At 62.3% G+C, this 20159-nt stretch carries 18 protein-coding genes; 9 read left to right on the forward strand and 9 right to left on the reverse strand.

The genetic code is table 11. From position 1 onward, the window contains the following. The first annotated feature begins 259 nt into the window (after positions 1–259). The 4 genes from ACTJLB_RS10360 (at position 260) to ACTJLB_RS10375 (ending at position 4264) form a co-directional block, all read left to right on the forward strand. A complete protein-coding gene (locus tag ACTJLB_RS10360; protein ID WP_020065423.1) occupies positions 260–472 on the forward strand; it encodes a glycine zipper 2TM domain-containing protein in 213 nt (70 codons plus the stop codon). A 220-nt stretch (positions 473–692) separates the two neighbouring features. Further along, complete coding sequence (locus ACTJLB_RS10365; RefSeq protein WP_440783181.1) at positions 693–1223, forward strand: hypothetical protein; 531 nt, start codon at positions 693–695, stop codon at positions 1221–1223. A gap of 265 nt (positions 1224–1488) precedes the next feature. Further along, the gene (locus ACTJLB_RS10370) at positions 1489–3087 is read left to right on the forward strand and encodes an L-lactate permease (protein WP_020065421.1); all 1599 of its coding nucleotides are present in this window, start codon (positions 1489–1491) and stop codon (positions 3085–3087) included. Between the two features lie 250 nt (positions 3088–3337). Beyond that, on the forward strand, positions 3338–4264 hold the full coding sequence (locus tag ACTJLB_RS10375; RefSeq protein ID WP_088174951.1) for a DMT family transporter: 927 nt from the start codon (positions 3338–3340) through the stop codon (positions 4262–4264). A 158-nt stretch (positions 4265–4422) separates the two neighbouring features. Here ACTJLB_RS10375 and ACTJLB_RS10380 read toward each other — a convergent pair whose 3' ends face one another. Continuing rightward, a complete protein-coding gene (locus ACTJLB_RS10380; protein WP_440783182.1) occupies positions 4423–4578 on the reverse strand; it encodes a hypothetical protein in 156 nt (51 codons plus the stop codon). Between the two features lie 177 nt (positions 4579–4755). After that, positions 4756–5988, reverse strand: coding sequence for an outer membrane protein assembly factor BamC (gene bamC, locus ACTJLB_RS10385; protein WP_440783184.1), 1233 nt, complete (start codon positions 5986–5988; stop codon positions 4756–4758). Positions 5989–6331: 343 nt separating this feature from the next. On the opposite strand from bamC, the gene ACTJLB_RS10390 reads away from it, so the two are divergent. The 4 genes from ACTJLB_RS10390 to ACTJLB_RS10405 all read left to right on the forward strand — a co-directional run bounded on the left by ACTJLB_RS10390 (position 6332) and on the right by ACTJLB_RS10405 (position 10349). Continuing rightward, the gene (locus ACTJLB_RS10390; RefSeq protein ID WP_408164387.1) at positions 6332–6793 is read left to right on the forward strand and encodes a DUF2844 domain-containing protein; all 462 of its coding nucleotides are present in this window, start codon (positions 6332–6334) and stop codon (positions 6791–6793) included. Positions 6794–6814: 21 nt separating this feature from the next. Continuing rightward, positions 6815–7045 (forward strand): hypothetical protein, encoded by a 231-nt coding sequence (locus ACTJLB_RS10395; protein ID WP_440783185.1) that lies wholly within the window; start codon positions 6815–6817, stop codon positions 7043–7045. Between the two features lie 30 nt (positions 7046–7075). Next, positions 7076–8338 (forward strand): DUF3443 domain-containing protein, encoded by a 1263-nt coding sequence (locus ACTJLB_RS10400; protein ID WP_440783186.1) that lies wholly within the window; start codon positions 7076–7078, stop codon positions 8336–8338. A 142-nt stretch (positions 8339–8480) separates the two neighbouring features. Then, complete coding sequence (locus tag ACTJLB_RS10405) at positions 8481–10349, forward strand: glycosyl transferase family 1 (protein WP_440783187.1); 1869 nt, start codon at positions 8481–8483, stop codon at positions 10347–10349. 61 nt (positions 10350–10410) lie between these two features. Here the strand turns inward: ACTJLB_RS10405 and ACTJLB_RS10410 are convergent, their stop codons facing one another. Next, positions 10411–10926, reverse strand: a complete 516-nt coding sequence (locus ACTJLB_RS10410; protein WP_440783188.1) for a hypothetical protein — start codon at positions 10924–10926, stop codon at positions 10411–10413. 302 nt (positions 10927–11228) lie between these two features. Between ACTJLB_RS10410 and leuA the strand changes: the two genes are divergently transcribed. Beyond that, positions 11229–12947, forward strand: coding sequence for a 2-isopropylmalate synthase (gene leuA, locus ACTJLB_RS10415; RefSeq protein ID WP_440783189.1), 1719 nt, complete (start codon positions 11229–11231; stop codon positions 12945–12947). A gap of 126 nt (positions 12948–13073) precedes the next feature. On the opposite strand, the gene ACTJLB_RS10420 is transcribed toward leuA, so the two are convergent. The 6 genes from ACTJLB_RS10420 to preA form a co-directional block, all read right to left on the reverse strand. Further along, on the reverse strand, positions 13074–13841 hold the full coding sequence (locus ACTJLB_RS10420) for an amino acid ABC transporter ATP-binding protein (RefSeq protein ID WP_440783190.1): 768 nt from the start codon (positions 13839–13841) through the stop codon (positions 13074–13076). Then, positions 13841–14518 carry an amino acid ABC transporter permease gene (locus tag ACTJLB_RS10425; protein WP_020065411.1) on the reverse strand — a complete coding sequence of 226 codons (678 nt, stop codon included), beginning with the start codon at positions 14516–14518 and terminating at the stop codon, positions 13841–13843. Before ACTJLB_RS10425 ends, ACTJLB_RS10420 begins: the two co-directional genes overlap by 1 nt. Before the next feature lie 22 nt (positions 14519–14540). Continuing rightward, positions 14541–15323, reverse strand: coding sequence for an amino acid ABC transporter substrate-binding protein (locus tag ACTJLB_RS10430; protein WP_440783191.1), 783 nt, complete (start codon positions 15321–15323; stop codon positions 14541–14543). Positions 15324–15673: 350 nt separating this feature from the next. Beyond that, entirely contained in the window at positions 15674–17125 is a 1452-nt protein-coding gene (hydA, locus tag ACTJLB_RS10435) for a dihydropyrimidinase (protein WP_392392377.1), read from the reverse strand. 52 nt (positions 17126–17177) lie between these two features. Further along, a complete protein-coding gene (locus ACTJLB_RS10440; protein WP_020065408.1) occupies positions 17178–18689 on the reverse strand; it encodes an NCS1 family nucleobase:cation symporter-1 in 1512 nt (503 codons plus the stop codon). A 127-nt stretch (positions 18690–18816) separates the two neighbouring features. After that, complete coding sequence (gene preA, locus ACTJLB_RS10445) at positions 18817–20145, reverse strand: NAD-dependent dihydropyrimidine dehydrogenase subunit PreA (protein WP_408197259.1); 1329 nt, start codon at positions 20143–20145, stop codon at positions 18817–18819. Positions 20146–20159: the final 14 nt, after the last annotated feature.

A 20159-nucleotide genomic window follows, 5' to 3' on the forward strand; every position in this document is an offset into this window, starting at 1 on the left:
CGCCGTTCTCGCACCGGTGACAGCCGCGCGCGCATTTCGATGCGCGCGCAACGTCTAGCACCACAAAGCCCGCCGTCAGCGGGCTTTTTTTCGCCTGCTGTTCAGGTACGGCTCCTGCTACGCGTTGGGAAACATTTGATTACGAAACCGTCAGTCTGCTGACAACCTCATACATCTGGAAACTGTCCACAGCGATAAGATCAATTCAGGAACGCAATACGACAGGCGGCTTCCAATCACAACAAAGGGAGTGAGCATCATGAAATCGATTCGTAAATTGGGTTCGCTCGCGATGATCGTCGCGGTTGTCGCGAGTCTTTCGGCCTGCGAGGGAATGAGTACGCGGCAACGGGATACGGCAATCGGCGCTGGCGTAGGCGGTGCCGCCGGTGCGGTCATTGGAGGCAGTGCGCTTTCCACGCTCGGCGGCGCGGCCGTGGGCGGCGTGATTGGTAATCAGGTCGGCAAGTAAGCTTCGTTACTCCTCAGCGGTGAAACGCGAGCCGGGTGCAATGCCCTGCTCGCTTTCCGCTGACAAGACGTGGGCCGGGAAAAGCCGTAAAACGAGGCGAAATACGCCGTTACGGTTTTGCAATCCTCTTTGCGCCGCGTGAGCGTAAGCTCGTGCAATGACGTACCGACGGAAGCGTCGGCTGCGTCGCTCGCAAGTAGTTTGCACACCGGAGCTCGTCATGAAGTCCCGCCTGGTTGACTCTTCTCATCCCGTTCACATGCTGTCGCGGCTGCGCACGCGCCAACGTATTTCTACCAGCGGTTACATCGGCCGCGTCCGGCTCGCGCTCTGCGGCGCCGCGGGCGCAGTAATGCTGACGGGCTGCTATTACCCATACGGTTACTATCCGGGCTACTACCCTGCGTATTACGCGACCGTCCCAGCCAGCGCGGCACAGCGAGAAGTGCCGGTGGGCACGGTGGGCGGCACGGGCACCGATCCGCAGGCCGGCCAGCAAGCAATGCAAGGGCAACAGGGACAACAGGGGCAACAGGTCGAGCAGCAGCCAGGCTCGTCGTACCCCCCTGCCACCTATGTGGTCGCGCAACCGCCGGTGTACGTCGCGCCGGCTTATCCCGCGTATTATCCGCCGCCGGTTTATCCGCCCTGGTACGGCTACGGCTATCCTGGCTGGTACGGTCCGTCTGTGTCGATCGGCTTCGGCTGGTGGTCGGGCGGACATGGCCATGGGCACGGCTACCATCATTGAACGACTTCAGGTTGAGCGAAGTGATTCCTGCCGGCGCGCGCCGCCGGCAAGAATCAGGGCGACAAGCTTCCGATTGCTCCCGTAGTTTCCCTTCTTGACGTGAGAGCCTCGGGCTCTATGCTTGGTTAAGCCGCACACAGTAACCGTTTAAAAGCGAGCCGACCGGTGGTTTTCTGCGCGGGCGGCGCTCATCCGTCCTGCAGGAGCGACGCGTCCCGTCATTCGCAGTCACGCGTCGATTTCGAACAACAACGAAGGAGACGTGATGTTTCATCAACTACTCACTCCGGTCGGCAATTCCCTGCTTCCGTCGTTCCTCGTCGCGGCATTGCCGATCATCGTCGTGCTGTTGCTGCTCGGCTGGGCGCGCCGGCCTGCATGGCAGGCGTCGCTCGCGGGGCTGATCGTCGGCCTCGTCGTCGCGATTGCCGTGTGGCAGTTTCCAGTGAGGCTCGCGCTGGACTCCGTCGCCGCTGGCGTCGTGTTCGCGTGCTGGCCGGTCATGTGGATCGTGTTCACCGCGATCCTGCTATACAACATCGCACAACGCTCCGGCCGCTTCGCGGCCTTTCGCATGTGGATGATCGACAACCTGCCGAACGACCGACGCGTCGTGCTGGTCGTGGTGGGCTTTTCGTTCGGCGCGTTGCTGGAGGGAATTTCGGGCTTCGGCACGCCGGTCGCGATCACGAGTTCGCTGCTGATCCTGCTCGGTTTTCCGACGCTCGAAGCACTCACCTTCACGCTGATTTTCAACACGGCGCCCGTGGCATTCGGCGCGCTCGGCGTGCCGATCACGGTGCTCGGCGCAGTCACGCATCTGCCCGCCGATTCGCTCGCAAAAATGGTCGGCCGCCAGTTGCCGTTCTTCGCCTTGCTGTTGCCGTTCTACGTGATCGCCGTCTATGCCGGCTTTCGCAACATGGTGCGCGTCTGGCCGGTGCTGCTGGTTTCAGGCGCCAGTTTCGCGCTCACGCAGTTCGTCGCGTCTAACTACGTCAATTACAGTCTGACCGACGTGTTGTCGTCGATGGTGTCGCTCGTCGTCACGATCGCGTTTCTGCGCGTGTGGAAACCGGCCGTCGATCCCGCGTTCGCGGTCAATATCGACCGCGTCGGCGAAGTGCGCGGAAAGATCGGCGGCAGCCAGGGCTGGTATCCGTGGATTATCGTGTCCGTGGTCGTGATCGTCTGGACCGTGGCGAAGATCTTTCTGATCGGCGACGTTAAAGTGCCTTGGCCGGGCCTCGACAAAGCGGTGTTCATCACCTTGTACAACACACCGTACGGCGCGATCTGGGACTTCCAGCCGCTCGCCACCGGCACGGCGATTCTGGTCGCCGCGATCATCACGAGTCTGGTGGTCGGACTCAGCGCGCGTGATTTCGGCGCGGCGATCGTCGATACGTGGGTGCAGACGCGCATCGCGATTCTCACAGTCGCGACCATCGTCGGGCTCGCCTATCTGATGAACTACTCGGGGCTCACGTACACGCTCGGGCTCGGGGTCGCGTCGGTCGGACCGTTCTTTCCGCTGGTGTCGGCGTTCCTCGGCTGGGTCGCGGTGTTCCTGTCCGGCAGCGATACGTCGGGCAACGCGCTGTTCGGCAACCTGCAGGTGGTTGCGGCCAATCAGTTGAACCTGAACCCCGTTCTGATGGCGGCGACGAACTCCTCGGGCGGCGTGATGGGCAAGATGATCTCGCCGCAAAATATCTCGACAGGCGTGGCAACGACGGACCTCAAAGGCAAGGAAGGCGTGGTATTCGCCAAGACGTTCAAGCATTCGATTCTGTTGACCGTGCTGCTCGGCATTCTGGTCTGGCTGCAGCAGAATGTCCTTCAGGGGATGATTCCGCACTGAACCAGCGTTGAGGTGGCGGGCGCGCTGGCTTGGCGCGCCCGCGCCTCTCTCTCGCGTCGTGAAATCGCAATTTTTCTCACATCAGCGTGAGAATTGCTCGCTTTGCGCGGCTTCCCACCACGCTTACGATCACGTGTGTCAGACGCCCTCTCCCGAATCTTGCCATTTCATTCCACGCTGAAACGTTTCGTCTTCTCGCGCTGATACGATGCGCAGGCGTCTCGACTCAACCGCGCGCGACGCCATCACAATGAATGCCAAAAATATCGTCCAGTTGCTGATCCTCGCGGCCCTGTGGGGCGCGTCGTTCCTGTTTATTCGCGTCGGCGTAACCGACTTTGGCGTTGCGCCGCTGATGGCGCTGCGCGTCGGCATCGGCGCGGCCTTCCTGATCGCCGTGCTGCTCGCGCGCCGCCCGTTGCAACAATCGGCGACGATCCTGCGCACGCGCGCTTTTCCGCTGCTCGTGGTAGGTATTCTGAATTCGGCGGCGCCCTTTTGTCTCTTCGCCTATGCGGAGTTGACGCTGTCGGCGGGCGTGACGTCGGTGATCAACGCAACGACCCCGCTGTGGGGCGGCCTCGTGGCTTTCCTCTGGCTGCGCGACCGGCTGAGCGCGCTGCGCACGCTCGGTCTCGTGATCGGTTTCCTCGGCGTGCTGATGCTGGTCTGGGATCAGATGGCCAGCCCGGGCAGCGCGTCGGCGACGCCGCTGACAACCGCGCTCGCCGCCGGCGCGGCGCTCGGCGCGACGCTGCTGTACGGCATCGCCGCGAATTACACGAAACGTTACCTGACCGGCGTCGACGCGCTCACAGTGGCCGCCGGCACGATGACGGGCGCCACCATCGTTCTGTTGCCGCTCGCGGTGATCTACTGGCCGAGTGCGCCGATCTCGCTGCACGCGTGGGGCGCAGTGCTCGCGCTTGGCGTGGCGTGCACCGGCGTCGCCTATATGCTGTTCTTCCACCTGATCGCGGTGGCCGGGCCGGCGCGGGCGATCACGGTCACCTTCGTGATCCCGATCTTCGGCATTCTGTGGGGCGCGCTGTTTCTCGGTGAAGGCGTTTCAGCCGGCATGCTCGAAGGCTGCGGCGTGATTCTGGTGGGTACGGCGCTGGCAACGGGCGTCATCAAGCGCTTGCCGTGGGTCGGAACCCGTCGCGCGGATACCTGAGGGTTGCGCAACGCGTCGATCAGAGGGGCATTCAGGCGAACGGCAACCCTTGCGGCGCGCCGCGGCCAAGCGTTCGCATCAGGTCAGCGCTAGCGTCTTGCCCGCTGCCCTGCGACACGACGCGCCCCCGCTTGACTCCAATCACCCGCCGTTTCAATTCAGCGCATCAGCCACCTCGGGCGCAGCGTGCCCGCGTGACGCGTCCGCAGCGCTCGCGGCCGTCGCGACTCCTGCGGATTCAAGGCCGCACCGCACACGAGCGCGAGAACGAGCAAGCTCGCCGCCCACATCCAGTAAGGGATCACGTCGAACATGGCTGTCTCCCGTTGAGCGCCGATCCACACCGGCCCTCTCATCGTGAGCAAGACGTGTGCACGCGGCGCCTCGCGGGACGCCAACGTGATCTCATCCGTCGCAAAATAAAAACCCGCCCGGGAACGGCGTCCCGGACGGGTTTTCAGACAGCCTGCCGCCAGTTGCAGCGGCGCGCGTCAGTGCAGCTGATCGGCCATCAGCGTCATGATCTGCGTGGCCTGCGGGCTTTCGTCGACGCCACCTTTGTCGTCCACCACGGCGACGCGGGTCTGGTCAGGCGTCAGCGCGCGCACGTTCACGCGATACTGCTTGGCCACTTTTTCCTTCTTGCCGTGGAATACCTGGCTCCAGAAGCCCTGCTCGGCCGACGACATGTCCTTCGGATCGACGTAACGCACGAAGTACAGACCGCGGCTCAGATCGCGGTCGTCGACGGTGAAATTGCTGCGGTCGAGCGCGAGGCCCACGCGCAGCCATGCACGGTCGTACGGCTCGCCGAGCGTCAGTTCGTTCGACGACAACTGCGCCGACGCGTTCGCCGCGTCCGGATCGCGCACCGGCTGCTGTGCCGAGAGGGCGACATTCTGTGCCGCAGTGGCCGCAGCCGCCGATTTCGCGCCCGACGTAGCCGCGTTAGGCGCCGTCTGCGCGCCCGCCGGCGACAGTTCTGCTGTCTGGCCGCCGCCCGACTTTGCACGCGAATCGGCAAGTGCGAGCGCCGCCATCAAGCGTTTCAGGTATTCCTGCTCGAGGCCGGGGTCGTTCGCCTTCGGCTCCCACGTGCTCGAGTCGTTGCTCGTGCCGGTCAGCGCCTCGCGCATGCCCTTCTGGCTGATGAACACGTACGTGCCGCCGTTCGGCGCCGCTTCGAGGCGCGTGCGGTACTTGTTGCGCTCGGAAGTCACGTAGCTGTTGCCCAGCGCCTTGGACAGCGTGCTGCGGATCAAACCGTCGTTGATCTGCGCGTGCGTTTCGTTCCAGTCGGTTTCCATCACGCCCTTGTCGCGCTGGTCGACCACCAGCAGGAAACCCTGCTCCTGCCAGAACCGGCGGATTTGCGGCCACGCGTCTGCCGGCGCCTTGCCGTCGATCACGAGCCAGCTTTCCGTGCCGTCGCGCTGGATATGCATGTTGCTCACGGGCGGCACGACCGCCAGCGTGTTGGCCGCGGGCGCCTGGGCCTGAACCTGACGCAGCGTGGACAGCGAGGTTTCGCCGCCTTGCGGGGGCAGCGAACGCTGATCGGGCGTCTCGTCGATCATGTTCGGCGGGACGGCGAGTGACACCTGTTTCGATTTGGAGTCGCTCTTGTAGTCGACTTTGGTCGGCGACGACGTGCCGCAGCCGGCGACCAGCCCGCCCGCCATCAGCATTACTGCAAACCGCTTGGTAAGACGAAGATCAGTCATGTTCGGGGAATCCTTCCGCTACGCCACGGCAAGTTTCCGTGGATCAACCCGATATTTTACCGATCCCGGCGAGCCCTGTGCAAAAACCGGGGTTTGCCCCTCCCGAGGGACTCACCGCAAGCGTCATATTTAACGTTCAGCAAACATTCCGAATGGCCTGTCAGCCACATACGACGCGCCTGTCAGAACATTGTTTTCAAAGACTCTTTGCAGGCTCGACGCCCGTTACTTTTGCGATAACACAGGGCCGCGAAACGGGCGCCAGGCTTCGTCAGGAAGCGCGAGTGATATCTTCAAATCGACTTTGCGAGAAGACCGAACGCGCCACGCCACGGAGACTGTCATGCCCCAAGCCCATCTCTTTCCCGTCATTACCGCGTCAGCGATCGCCGTCGCGACGCTGTGCGTCAGTGCCCATGCTTGCGCTCAACTCGGCGGTGTGATGCCGCTGCAGCCGACGGGCCACGCCGCGGCGCCTCAAAGCCTGCTGAACGGCGCGCTGCGCCTGCGTACATCGACCGATGCGGGCAACACCGCCATCAACGAATACGCGACGAGCACCGGCGAAATCGTTGCCTATACGTGGCAGGGCCCGACGATGCCCGATCTCGTCGCCCTGCTCGGCAACTACGCCGGCTCTTACCGGGCGGGCGCTGCGGCCGCAATCGACGGCAATCTGCACGCGTCGCGCGTCGCGCGGCCGGACGTGATCGTGGAATCGGGCGGACCCATGCGCGGCTATGCGGGCCGCGCATGGCTACCCGGCGCGTTGCCGCCGGGCGTCACTGCCGACGACCTACGCTGACGCTGGTCCAGGCGCTTGCGGATGGCTCCGGCGCTTGTATCGGTGCTGCTCCAGTTCGAAAGACCATCGGACAACCCGTTCGGCGCCGGCAGACCAACAGAGCCGGACAAGCAACGCGGCCAACGCGTGGTCAGCCGCGCAAATCCTGTTGCTGCGCTCGTGCCGGACTTCAACCCGATTGCGGCAAGCCGCGCCCAGAAGCGCCTCAACTATTCGCCTGAGCGCGCCCGCACCACCAGGCGCCCGGAATAACCAAAACCACTGCCGACCTACGTTGACGCCATGAAGCTCAATCTCTCACTCCCTCTCCTGCTGCTCGTCTGCGCGGCTCTTACGGCATGTGGCGGCGGCAGCGGTGGCGGCCAGGCCGCGACCACCCCGGCGAGCAGTTCAGGGGCGGCGAGCGCGCCTGTCGCGTCGGCGCCGACTGCCGCATCGAGCCCGAGCGGCACTGCCGTCGCGCAGTCGAACACGCCCAATGTGCAGCCGATCGTCGTGACGGCGGCGCCGCGTCTCACGCGCAACATGCTGACCACGAGCGTCACCATCTGCCAGCCGGGCACGGACAACTGCGCGACCATCGACAACATTCAGGTGGACACCGGCTCGCACGGTCTGCGCATTCTTGCCTCGGCCATACCGGCTGGCTTGCCGCTCGCCGCGATCACGTCGGGCGCCGGGATATCGGGCGAATGCGCGGTGTTCGGCGGCGGCTACGCGTGGGGCGCGGTGCGCAGCGCGGACGTGCGCATGGCCGGACAACTGGCCGCGTCGATCGCGATTCAACTGATTGCCGACCCTGCGGTGCCGACAGTCCCCGCGGACTGCGCCGGCTCCGGTCCGTCGATGCTCACGCTCGACACGCTGCGTGCCAACGGCATTCTCGGCGTCGGCGCGTTCGCGGCCGACTGCGGCAGCGCCTGCGCGAACGCAGCGCTGCCACGCTGGTATTACGGCTGCGACGCGGGCGGCGCCTGCGTGCCGGCAGCGCAACCTCTCGCACAGCAGGTGGTCAATCCGGTCAGCCGCTTCGCCCTCGACAACAACGGCGTGGTGATCGATCTTCCCGCGGTTCCAGACAGCGGCGCGCTCACCGTTTCCGGGTCGATGATCTTCGGCATCGGCACTCAGGCAAACAACACGCTCGGCAGCGCGCGGGTGTTGAAGGGCAATCCGCAGACCGGCTACGTGACGACCACGCAAGGCGCTCAAACGTACACGCAAAGTTATCTCGACACGGGCTCGAACGGCCTCTTCTATCGCGACACGCAACTGCCCCAATGCGGCTACTGGTATTGCCCGAGTTCGACGCAGTCGGCGACGGCGACGATCACCGGCACGGACGGCGCGGCGAACGCAGTCACGTTTTCGGTCGGCAATTCGCGGGTTCTGTTTGCATCGGCGAACAACGCCTTCAACAACATAGCGGGCATCGCAAGCAGCGGCTTCGGCTGGGGCCTGCCGTTCTTTTTCGGGCGCCGTGTGTACACCGCGATTGCATCGCGCGCAACGTCGGCGGGGCCCGGCCCTTACTACGCCTTCTGAGTGGGATGCCTCGTTTGCTGTGCTGAAAATTCGCAAAATCGTGGATGGCGAAGATTCGATATCGGCTGGCTGCGATAATCGTCGTTCGCGGCTAACGCATCTGGAAAATGCTTAGTCATGCATAACTACCCACGCCCTCCCGATGGAAGAAGCCACCTTTTCGCTCGACGAATTCGAGCAGCTCGTCTACACGCGGCAGCACATCCGGGCGTCGATCCAGCTCCTCTCGGCATTCGCGCTACTGCAGCACAAACGCGGTCTGCTGGACAAAAGCTTTCTTGCGTCGGGCATGAGCGGCCTTGCGCCTGCCGAGCAACGCACGCGCTTCTGTACGCGGCTCGCCAGCGCGGCCTCCACGCTCTTTGCCGATCCGGAGTTCCAGCTGCCCGGCGAATGTTTCAGGCTCTTTCTGACGCTGCATGAATGGGTGGGTTTGCTGTTCTCGGTTACGCCGTTCGGCAATGCGGACCATGTCGCTTGCCAACTGAATCCGCGCGGCGCGCACGACAGGCAGTTTCTTGCAGGTGACCGTTTCGTCGAGAAGCTTTGCGTGCTGTATTCAACCGGCTCTGAAATGGAGCTGGACTTCGTCGCGCTGTGGGCGTACGACAAGGTGCTTGCGGCCTCCCTCGCACTCGTCCTGCTGGCGCCGGTTTTCAAGGGTTCGCCGAGCGCGCATCTCAAGCGCGAAGCACTGATCGAGTGGCTTCCCGGCAAACTGCAGCAGATCGGCGACCTCGACGATCTGCCCACCGCGTTGCTGCACAACGCCTACATGTTTTGCAGCTACGCAGAAACGCCGCGCCGTCATGAGATCAAGCTCGACATTAATGTGCTCGTGCGCCGCAAGCTCACGCAACTCGGTTTGACCGACCTGCCGGTGCCACCGCGCAAGGCGAACGCGGCGAACCCCAAGACGCCGAAGAATGCGAAGCGCCGCAAAAAGCCGTTGATGATGGTCGTCCTCGAGTGGTTCGGCGGTGCGCATTCAATTTATCGCACGCACTCGCGCACTATCGAGGCAGCGCGCAAGCATTTCGAGGTGGTGGGCTTTGGCTTCGGCTATGCAATCGACGATATCGGGCGAGCGGTCTTCGACCGTTTTATCGAACTGGAGGACCCGGAGTACATCGGCGAATGTCTGCGGACCATTCGCGACTTTGCGGAGCGCGAAAAGCCCGACGTGCTGTATATGCCGAGCGTCGGCATGTTCGTGATGACGGTATTCATGTCGAATCTCCGCGTCGCGCCGTTGCAGATCGCCGGCCTCGGGCACCCGGCCACCACGCACTCGGACAAGATCGACTACGTGAGCGTCGAGGAAGACTATGTCGGCGATCCTGCATGCTTCAGCGAGCGCCTGATGAAGCTGCCGAAAGACGGCCAGCCGTACCGGCCTTCGGTTGCGTTGCCGGAGATCTCCGCGCGCATTCCGCCTGCGCGCGAAACGCTAGAAGTGGTCATTACCGCTAGCGCGATGAAGCTCAACCCCGGTTTTTTCGCAGCGTGTCGCGAGATCGGTGCGCGGGCCGCGACGCCTGTCGAATTCCACTTCATGAGCGGCGTGCCGGCCGGCCTCGCGCTCGACCAGATGCGCGAGGTCATCGGACGCGCGGTACCGGGCGCGGTCGTGCACGAGTTTTGTCAGTATGCGGGCTACCTGGAGCGCGTGAATCGCTCCGATCTCTTTCTGAGTCCGTTCCCGTTCGGCAATACGAATGGCATCGTCGACGCGCTGACGCTCGGTTTGCCGGGCGTGTGCAAGCGCGGACCTGAGGTATTCGAACGGATCGACGGCGCGCTATTCGAGCGCGTGGGTATGCCGCCGTGGACAACGGCGGACAACGTCGAGGGTTATATCGCGGCAGCGGTGCGAATGATCGAAGGACACGACGAACGCACAGCATTGCGGCAGCGGCTGATCGACACGCGCGCGGTTGAGCGCTGCTTTGAAGGCCGGCCTGAGGCGTTTGCCGAAAGCGCGCTAGCGTTGATGCTGGAGAGCAGATAGGCAGCGCAATGTCAGGCGGTGGATTCACGTCACCTGGATAATGAACCGGCCGCCTGGGAGCTTACTCGTCTGTTTCGTTCGCGTCCGGGTCGGAGGGCGCTGCCAGCTTTGCGGGCGCTAACCAGCTAAACGTGTCCAGCGTCGGGCCATGGAACGTGCATTCGGCGGCTGCGGCCAGAATCAGCTTCTTCGGCTTGTTCGGCTTGTTCGGCTTCCGTGCAAGCGCATCAGCCTCCGACGCAGTGACCGACGAGGCCGCCTGCGACACAGACGAAGCCGGTCCCACACCCGAGGCCGCCACTCTGCGTCCTGCCCGAGCGCCCGACGCTGCTCGCGCTGATGCGGCCGCTACTTCAGACGCCGTCATCACATGTTCAATGGACCCTTCAACCACGACGCGTGAGCCGTCGATTCCAGCGCCCGTATGGCCGATCTTCAGCGTATCGGTCGATTGTTCTGCCAGCTTGCTTCGCATTAACTGCTCGCACGCGTCCGAGTTCTTGTAGACAGCCGTGCAGGCCGCGAGGAGTGCTGCGGCGGTCGCAGCGCACGCGATAGTGACAATCCGAATCTTCATTGACGTTCCGTTTTTCAAGCCGTCGGGAATTGTAGCCTGGCGCCGCGCGCGAGCGCCCCGCTTGACGCCGTCCCAATAATATGTTCCTATTGCGCACTATGTACCGCGCCCAGACCACCCTATCGCTACTACTAGCCCGCTCTACCGGGCTAGGTCTGCTGCTGCGCGCTTCCATCTGAAACACCCGAAGCACCGCATAATTCCCCAGTAACTGACCCAGCCCCGGTTTCCGACCGGCGGCGCTGCTTTGCGTTCTTGTCGTCCGGTCGACTACCAGCCAGTCGAACCCACGGACGATGAAAATGTTGAAGAACCCAGCTACCAAGTACCGCTCCTTCAAGCCCATCAATTTGACGGACCGCCAGTGGCCGTCGCGCACGATCACGCGCGCGCCGATCTGGATGAGCACCGACCTGCGCGACGGCAACCAGGCTCTGTTCGAGCCGATGAACGCAGAGCGCAAGATGCGCATGTTCAAGACGCTGGTGCAGATCGGTTTCAAGGAGATCGAAGTCGCGTTCCCGTCGGCATCGCAGACCGATTTCAACTTCGTGCGAGAGCTGATCGAAGGCGGCCACATTCCCGACGACGTAACGATCGAAGTGTTGACGCAAGCCCGCGACGATCTGATCGAGCGTACGTTCGAATCGTTGCGTGGCGCGCCGCGTGCGATCGTCCATCTGTACAACGCAACCGCGCCGGAATTCCGCAAGATCGTGTTCGGGCTCGACCAGAACGGCGTCAAGGAACTCGCACAAAAAGCCGCGCGCACGATGAAACGTCTCGCCGATGCCGCGCCGGAAACGCATTTCACGCTGCAGTACAGCCCTGAAGTGTTCAGCGGCACCGAACTCGAATTCGCGAAGGAAGTTTGCGACGCGGTGTTCGACATCTGGCAACCCACGCCCGAACACAAGGCCATCGTCAACCTGCCTGCAACGGTCGAAATGGCGACGCCGAACGTCTACGCCGACCAGATCGAATGGATGCACCGCAACCTCGCGCGCCGCGATTCGTTGATCGTGTCGGTGCATCCGCATAACGATCGGGGCACCGCGGTGGCCGCGGCGGAACTCGCGGTGATGGCGGGCGCTGATCGTATCGAAGGGTGCCTGTTCGGCAACGGCGAGCGCACCGGCAACGTGGACCTCGTCACGCTCGCACTGAATTTGTACACGCAGGGCGTCGATCCCGGACTCGACTTCTCGAACATCAACGAAATCGCGCGCACGGCCGAGGAATGCACGCAGTTGCCCGTTCATCCGCGTCATCCGTATGTGGGCGATCTGGTGTTCACCGCATTCTCCGGCTCGCATCAGGACGCGATCAAAAAAGGTTTCGCTGCGCAGAAACCCGACGCGATGTGGGAAGTGCCGTACATGCCGATCGATCCGAACGACCTGGGCCGCACCTACGATTCCGTGATCCGTGTAAACAGCCAGTCTGGCAAGGGCGGCATCGCGTACCTGCTCGAGCAGAGCTACGGCGTCGTGTTGCCGCGCCGCTTGCAGGTGGATTTCAGTTCGGCCGTGCAGCGTTTTACCGACGACAGCGGACAGGAAGTCACGCCGTCGCAGATCTGGGAACTGTTCCAGCAGGAGTACGTGCAGAATACCGCGCCGGTGCACTACATCGGCCACAGCCTGTCCGAGCAGGACGGACGCGAGCGCATCAAGCTGACTGTCGACATCAATGGCACCCGGCGCGTGTTGAACGGCGAAGGCAACGGTCCGCTCGACGCACTGATGCACGCGATCGGTGTGCCCGTGCGCATCCAGCACTATGAGGAGCGCGCGTTGACGCAAGGCGCCGACGCCCGCGCGGTCGCGGTCGCGGAAATGGCCGGGGCCGACGTAACCGGCAGCGCGTTCGGCGTGGGTATCGACGCCAATCTGGTGACCGCGTCGATTCGAGCGGTGATCAGCGGCGTGAACCGCGCGTATGCTCGCGTCAGTGAAGAGGCGAAAGCACGGTTCTTCGAATCTGCGCTGGACAACGAAGCAGAGCGCGTCGAAGCGTAAGACACCAATAAGGTGCCTTTAACGGCCTGATATGCAAAAGGGGCGCAGTTCCAAACTGGCGCCCCTTTTCTTCTTTGTTGCATACCTGAGCGGCTTTCTTATCAAAGGTACTCGCTCATATCCGCTTCACTCGGTCCATGCATCGGGCAAGCTGTGCGTCAACGTCGAGACGAAGCGCGCGGTTTCCTCCTGCTGCGGCCGCATGAACACATCGCGTGACGGACCCGACTCCACCACTACGCCGTTGTTAAGGAACACCACGTGGCGTGCGATCGTAGCGGCGAGCCGCAAATCATGCGTCGCCATCAGCATGGTCATGCCTTCATTCGCGAGTTGCTTGAGTACTTCGACCACTTCCGCGGCGAGTCCGGGATCGAGCGCGGACGTGGGCTCGTCGCACAACAACACTTCGGGCGACGGCGCCAATGCTCGCGCGATCGCAACTCGCTGCTGTTGCCCGCCCGACAGGGTGACAGGCCATGCATCGCCCTTGTGCGCGATGCCGACCTTCTCCAGCAATTCGTCAGCGCGGGCACGCGCCTTTTCCTTGTCCCATTTCAGCACGGTGATGAGGCCTTCCATTACGTTCTGACGCACCGTGAGATGCGGAAACAACTGGAAGTTCTGAAACACCATGCCGGTACGGCGGCGAATAGTCAGGACCGTTTCGCGCGACGGCCGCTCGTCGCGGCTGAACGTGAGTTTCTGATCGCCGATTTCGAGCGAGCCGGCCTCGGGAATTTCCAGCAGATTCACGCAACGCAACAGCGTACTCTTGCCGCTACCCGACGGCCCGATCAACGCAGTCACGTTGCCCTGCGCGAGGTGCAGGTCGACCGAGTTGAGCACACGGAGCCCGGAAAAATACTTGTCGATCTTTTCCAGTCGGATCATTAGTTGCCCGCCTGAAAGAGTGCATGACGGCCGAACTTTCGTTCAAGCCTCACTTGAGCCGACGACAGCACCGAGCTGAACAGGAGATACACCAGCGCAGCCTCGGTATAAAGAATCAACGGTTCGTAGGTGACCGAAGCAATTCTCTGCGCCGCCTGAAACACTTCGGGCACAGTCAGCACAGCGGCCAACGACGTGTCCTTCACGAGCGCGATAAACGAGTTGGACAACGGCGGCAGCGCGACGCGTGCGGCCTGCGGCAAGATCGCACGACGCAGCGCCTGTTCGCGCGTCATTCCCATTGAATACGCGGCTTCCCACTGTCCTTTCGGAATCGACTCGATTACACCGCGAATCACTTCCGAGTTGTAGGCGCCCACATTCAGCGAGAAGCCGATAATCGCCGCCGTCAACGGATCGAGCACGATGCCTACGTTCGGCAAGCCGTAGAAGATCACGAATAGTTGCACGAGCAACGGTGAGCCGCGGAACAGCCACACGTAAAAGCGCACCACCGCCACTGCCCACTTCGGCCCAAAGAGCCGCACCAGCGCGACAATAAACGCGAGCGCGAGTCCGATTGCAAACGAAGCCAATGTGAGCGGCACAGTAAACACGAGCCCCGCATATAGCAGGGGCCACAGCGAGTGCGCCATCAGATGCAACCATGCCGGCATGATTCAGACTCGCGAAAGGCGTTTATTTGGAGACGTCTTTGCCGAAGTACTTCTGCGAGATCTTCGCGTAGGTGCCGTCTTTCTTCATATCGGCGAGCGCCTTGTTGATCGCCGCGACGAGTTCCGGGCTGCCCTTGCGAATCAGCACGGCCGACTTGTCGCTGCTATCCGGCGATGTGTCCAGCGCGGCGATCTTCACCTTCGCATCCGGCTTGTGCTTCTTGAAGTCGAGGAACGACAGCGAATCGTTCACGGTTGCATCGACACGGCCCGCGGTCAGCAGATCGATCGATTCATTGAAGCCCTGCACGGGAATCACTTCCGCGCCGTGCGCGGCGGCGATCTTGCCGAAGTTGCTGGTGAGCGTGTTGGCGGACTTTTTGCCCTTCAGATCGTCGAAAGTCTTAATCGCGTTGTTGTCCGAGCGCACGATCAGTGCTGCATGCGACGTGATGTACGGGTCGGAGAAATCATATTTGAGCTTGCGCGCGTCGGTCACCGCAACCTCGTTAATCACCGCGTCGTAGCGGTTCACGTCGAGACCGGCAATCAGGCCGTCCCATTTGCCTTCGATAAATTGCGGCTTGACGCCCAGACGCTGCGCGATCTGCGTGCCGACTTCCACGTCGAAGCCGGTTAGCTTGCCCGACTCGTCGTGATAGGTGAACGGTGCATAAGTGCCTTCCGTACCAATCCTGAACACGCCCGAGGACTTGATCTGCGCGAGTTCATCGGCGGCGAACACGGGGCTCACGGTTACCGCATGAAACAGCGCGATCAGCACAATGGAACGAATCGACTTCATGAGTGGCTCCCTAAGGTGGTCAGGACGCATGCCTGGACGCGTGTTGGCAGTCCCACCGGCGCTCGTGCCCGGCGGAGTGGGCGGACTGTAGCAAACGGCATGCGTTTTTACAAAGGATCAGCTTTCCAATCCATATGCGCATCCGTGCTAAGCCGCAGCCATCGCCTCCACTATCACATGAATTTCAACTCTACAGCAGATGTGACGACGCGGCATGCATCGCAACATGGAACATGGGCGGGACGCCATCGGGGAAAACGCGAGACAGCGGTGCCGCGGCGATTGCGCGGCGCCGAGAGAAGAGTCGGCGCGAGCTTGCCCGGCCGCGCCGCAGTCTGGAAGCTCGAGCGCTACCGCTCGATGGGATGCGGCTCTTTCAGCTTGTTCGACACGCGGATCGCGTCGAAGTAAGCAGCATTTGGCGGGCGCTTCTGATACTGGCCAGCGCCTCTCACGGCACGCAAGTCGCCGTCGGTCCAGGCAAGCGCGCCGCGCGTGAGCGTATGCATCGCCACGCCTTGCACCGTCATGCCTTCGAACACGTTGAAGTCGACTTTCTGATGATGCGTCTTCACGGAAATCGTCTTGCTTGCGTTGGGGTCCCATACGACGATATCCGCATCGGCGCCGACACGCACCGCGCCCTTACGCGGATACAGGTTGAAGATCTGTGCGGCGTTCGTCGACGTAATGCGCACGAACTCGTTCGGCGTGAGACGCCCGGAGTTCACGCCGTGATGCCACAGCACCGCCATGCGATCTTCAACGCCGCCGCAGCCGTTCGGAATCTTCGTGAAGTCTTCGCGGCCCATGGCCTTTTGCGACGCGCAGAATACGCAGTGATCGGTCGCGGTGGTATGCAATTGGCCGGCCTGCAAACCTCGCCACAATGCCTCGCGATGTTCGGCCGAGCGAAACGGCGGGCTCATCACGTGCGCTGCGGCGCGCGTCCAGTCGGGATCGCGATATACGGCTTCGTCGATCACGAGATGCCCTGGCAACACTTCGCCGAATACGCGCAGCCCTTCGCTGCGCGCCCGCGAGATCGCATCGACAGCGTCTTTCGCGGACACGTGCACGATATACACCGGCACTCCCAGCACCTGCGCGATACGAATCGCGCGATTGGCCGCCTCGCCTTCGACTTCGGGCGGCCGTGACAGCGGATGCGCCTCGGGCCCCGTGAAGCCTTTTGCGAGCAACTGGCGCTGCAACTGAAACACCAGTTCACCGTTTTCCGCATGCACAGTGGGCAGCGCGCCGAGTTCGAGCGATCTCGAGAAACTGTTCACCAGTACTTCGTCGTCGGCCATGATGGCGTTCTTGTAGGCCATGAAGTGCTTGAAGCTCGACACGCCATGTTCATGCACGAGCGTGCCCATGTCGCGATACACCGAGTCGTCCCACCATGTCACGGCGACATGAAACCCATAATCCGCCGACGCCTTCTCCGCCCACCCGCGCCACTGCTTGAACGCTTCCATCAGGCTTTGCTTCGGACTAGGAATCACGAAGTCGATGATGCTCGTGGTGCCGCCCGACAATCCCGCTGCAGTGCCCGTATAGAAGTCGTCGCTCGCGGTGGTGCCCATGAAGGGCAGCTCCATATGCGTGTGCGGATCGATGCCGCCGGGCATCACATACTGCCCGCCCGCATCGACGATCGCCGCGCCCGCCGGCGCTTCCAGGTCCGCTCCGATCTGCAGGATGGTGCCGCCGTCTTGCGGGTCGGCACACAACACGTCCGCTCGATACGTGTTCTCCGCGTCGATAATGGTGCCGCCGCGAATCAGGGTCGTCATGTTGCCGCCTCCTTATGAATTTGCTTGTGTCGCTGCTGCAGACACGCGTTTCTCATGCACTCGCGACACGCGCGCTGGGTCCTTTGCTGAGTTTCATCCAGGCGCTGTACACGATCGACGCCAACGCGAGCCCGACAAACCATGCATACGTGTAGACCGTATTGAAGATCGACGGCACGTTCGCGAACGAAGCAGGAAACGCCGTGTGCAAAAAGCCCGGCAGATTCGGCAGCACACCGATCACCAGCGCGACCACCGCGCCGATATTCCAGCCGCCGGTATAGCTATATTCGCCGCGCTCGTCGAATAGTTCGCGGGTATCGAGCCGCGTGCCGCGAATCAGGAAATAGTCGACCATCAGAATGCCTGCCACCGGACCGAGCAGCGCCGAGTAACCGACGAGCCACGTGAAGATATAGCCTTGGGTAGTCGCGAGAATCTTCCACGGCATCATGACGATTGCGATGGTTGCGGTAATCATGCCGCCGACGCGATACGAAATGCCCTTCGGCCACAGGCTCGAAAAATCATAAGCGGGTCCGACGAGATTCGCGGCAAGATTGCAGCACATCGTGTCGAGCGTGAGGATGATGAGAGCGAGGCCGACGCCAATGCCCGTCATGCGGCTCGTCAGGTCGATCGGGTCCCAGATCGCCTTGCCGTAGATCACCACGGTAGCAGACGTCACCACCACCGAAATTACCGAGAGCAAAGCCATCGGCACCGGCAAACCGATGGACTGCCCGACAATCTGGTCGCGCTGCGTTTTTGCAAAACGCGTGAAGTCGGGAATGTTCAACGCGAGCGTAGCCCAGAAGCCGACCATGGCGGTAAGGCCCGGCCAGAAAGTCGCCCAGAACATACCCTCCTTCTTGCCGCCCGGCACGAACTGCGAAGGCGCCGCGAGCATCGAGCCGAGCCCGCCTGCTTTAGATGTCGCCCACCAGACAAGCGCAATACACATGACGATCTTGATTGGCGCCGACCAGCTTTCGAGCCAGCGGATCGAGTCCGTGCCATGCACGATGAAGTAGATCTGCAAGGCCCAAAACACGAGGAAACACGCGAGCTGTGCAATGGAAATGTCGATGAACGGCAACGCTGCGCCGTGCAGCGCGTTGCCGGTGAGAATGTTCAACAGCGTATAGATCGCGCTGCCGCCAAGCCACGTTTGAATGCCGTACCAGCCGCAGGCCACAATGGCGCGCAGCATTGCCGGCAATTTCGCGCCCTGCGTGCCGAACGACGAGCGCACCAGCACCGCATACGGAATGCCGTGCTTGGCGCCCGCGTGGCCGATCAGCAACATCGGCACGAGCACGATCAGGTTGCCTAGCAGCACGGTCAACACCGCTTGCCACGGTGACATACCCTCTTCAGTCAATCCGGCCGCGAGCATGTACGACGCAATGTTCATCACCATGCCCACCCACAGCGCTGCAAAGTGATACCAGCGCCAGGTGCGCTGCGCGGGGCCGGTGGGTGCAAGGTCGTCGTTGTAAAGACTGCTGCCTTGCGCGCCGGCCGCGAATTGCGGATCGACGGGTTGCGCGGTCTGCTTCATCGAAAGATCTCCACTAGATCGTTGAAGCCCGCGCGGCTTCTGTCGGCGCGTCGGGCGTTAGAGAAAACACCGGTTCGGTACAAGCGCTGCGCTAACAACTGCGCTTACAACGATTTCGCCTCGTATTTCAGGCGGCTTTTGCTGCGTGGGCGGGTTCGGCGTTCGCTGACTCTGCCTCTACCTCACCAGCCGGAGCATTCACTCGCGCCGGATTGTTCGGATGCGTAGTCCAGTTCGCATATTCGCCGTTGTCCACGCGCTCCATGGTGATGCATTGCTCGACCGGGCACACATGCATGCACAGATTGCAGCCCACACATTCGGAGTCCATCACTTCAAAATGCCGGACGCCATCTTTTTCTTTCATGATCGCCTGATGCGCAGTGTCCTCGCATGCGATATGACAGAGGCCGCATTGAATGCACTTGTCCTGGTCGATGCGTGCCTTGATGTCGTACTTGAGGTTCAGATACTTCCAGTCGGTAACGTTGGGCACGGCGCGGCCGCGAATGTCGTCGAGCGTCGCGTAGCCCTTCTCGTCCATCCAGTTGGCAAGACCGTCGGCGAGATCCGTGACAATGCGAAAACCGTAGTGCATAGCCGCCGTACAGACCTGCACGCTGCCCGCGCCCAGCACCATGAATTCGGCTGCATCGCGCCAGGTCGAAATGCCGCCGATACCCGAAATCGGCAGGTTCGGCGTCTCCACGTCACGTGCGATTTCGGCGACCATGTTCAATGCGATCGGCTTCACCGCCGGGCCGCAGTAGCCGCCGTGCGTGCCCTTTCCGTCCACCATCGGCAACGGTGCCATTGCGTCGAGATCCACGGCGACGATCGAGTTGATCGTGTTGATCAACGACACGCCGTCCGCACCGCCCTTGTATGCCGCGCGTGAGCCGAGCCGGATGTCGGTGATATTCGGTGTGAGCTTGACGAGGCACGGCAGCTTCGAGCTTTCCTTGACCCAGCGCGTGACCATCTCGATGTACTCGGGCACCTGGCCGACCGCCGCGCCCATCCCTCGTTCGCTCATGCCGTGCGGACATCCGAAATTCAGTTCGACTGCATCGGCGCCAGTGTCCTCCACGAGCGGCAAGATCCACTTCCAGTCGCGCTCATTGCACGGCACCATCAGCGAAACGATCATGGCGCGTTCGGGCCAGTCGCGTTTCACCTGTGCGATCTCGCGTAGGTTGACGTCGAGCGGGCGGTCGGTGATCAACTCGATGTTGTTGAGCCCCGCGATGCGTTGACCGTTCCATTGCACCGCGCCGTAGCGCGAACTCACGTTGACCACGTGCGGGTCGAGGCCGAGTGTCTTCCACACCACGCCGCCCCATCCGGCTTCGAACGCGCGGTTCACGTTATAGGCTTTGTCGGTCGGCGGCGCAGACGCGAGCCAGAAGGGATTCGGCGATGTGATGCCGGCAATCGTACAGCGCAGATCGGCCATGTTCGGCTCCTTGG

Source organism: Paraburkholderia sp. 22098 (genome assembly GCF_052045935.1).
Taxonomy (GTDB): domain Bacteria; phylum Pseudomonadota; class Gammaproteobacteria; order Burkholderiales; family Burkholderiaceae; genus Paraburkholderia; species Paraburkholderia caledonica.

Bases quoted from the DNA above. Each gene is read 5' to 3' on its own strand.
- ACTJLB_RS10360 (WP_020065423.1), top strand. From the start codon at position 260: ATGAAATCGATTCGTAAATTGGGTTCGCTCGCGATGATCGTCGCGGTT.
- ACTJLB_RS10365 (WP_440783181.1), top strand. From the start codon at position 693: ATGAAGTCCCGCCTGGTTGACTCTTCTCATCCCGTTCACATGCTGTCG.
- ACTJLB_RS10370 (WP_020065421.1), top strand. From the start codon at position 1,489: ATGTTTCATCAACTACTCACTCCGGTCGGCAATTCCCTGCTTCCGTCG.
- ACTJLB_RS10375 (WP_088174951.1), top strand. From the start codon at position 3,338: ATGAATGCCAAAAATATCGTCCAGTTGCTGATCCTCGCGGCCCTGTGG.
- ACTJLB_RS10380 (WP_440783182.1), bottom strand. From the start codon at position 4,578: ATGTTCGACGTGATCCCTTACTGGATGTGGGCGGCGAGCTTGCTCGTT.
- bamC (WP_440783184.1), bottom strand. From the start codon at position 5,988: ATGACTGATCTTCGTCTTACCAAGCGGTTTGCAGTAATGCTGATGGCG.
- ACTJLB_RS10390 (WP_408164387.1), top strand. From the start codon at position 6,332: ATGCCCCAAGCCCATCTCTTTCCCGTCATTACCGCGTCAGCGATCGCC.
- ACTJLB_RS10395 (WP_440783185.1), top strand. From the start codon at position 6,815: ATGGCTCCGGCGCTTGTATCGGTGCTGCTCCAGTTCGAAAGACCATCG.
- ACTJLB_RS10400 (WP_440783186.1), top strand. From the start codon at position 7,076: ATGAAGCTCAATCTCTCACTCCCTCTCCTGCTGCTCGTCTGCGCGGCT.
- ACTJLB_RS10405 (WP_440783187.1), top strand. From the start codon at position 8,481: ATGGAAGAAGCCACCTTTTCGCTCGACGAATTCGAGCAGCTCGTCTAC.
- ACTJLB_RS10410 (WP_440783188.1), bottom strand. From the start codon at position 10,926: ATGAAGATTCGGATTGTCACTATCGCGTGCGCTGCGACCGCCGCAGCA.
- leuA (WP_440783189.1), top strand. From the start codon at position 11,229: ATGTTGAAGAACCCAGCTACCAAGTACCGCTCCTTCAAGCCCATCAAT.
- ACTJLB_RS10420 (WP_440783190.1), bottom strand. From the start codon at position 13,841: ATGATCCGACTGGAAAAGATCGACAAGTATTTTTCCGGGCTCCGTGTG.
- ACTJLB_RS10425 (WP_020065411.1), bottom strand. From the start codon at position 14,518: ATGCCGGCATGGTTGCATCTGATGGCGCACTCGCTGTGGCCCCTGCTA.
- ACTJLB_RS10430 (WP_440783191.1), bottom strand. From the start codon at position 15,323: ATGAAGTCGATTCGTTCCATTGTGCTGATCGCGCTGTTTCATGCGGTA.
- hydA (WP_392392377.1), bottom strand. From the start codon at position 17,125: ATGACGACCCTGATTCGCGGCGGCACCATTATCGACGCGGAGAACACG.
- ACTJLB_RS10440 (WP_020065408.1), bottom strand. From the start codon at position 18,689: ATGAAGCAGACCGCGCAACCCGTCGATCCGCAATTCGCGGCCGGCGCG.
- preA (WP_408197259.1), bottom strand. From the start codon at position 20,145: ATGGCCGATCTGCGCTGTACGATTGCCGGCATCACATCGCCGAATCCC.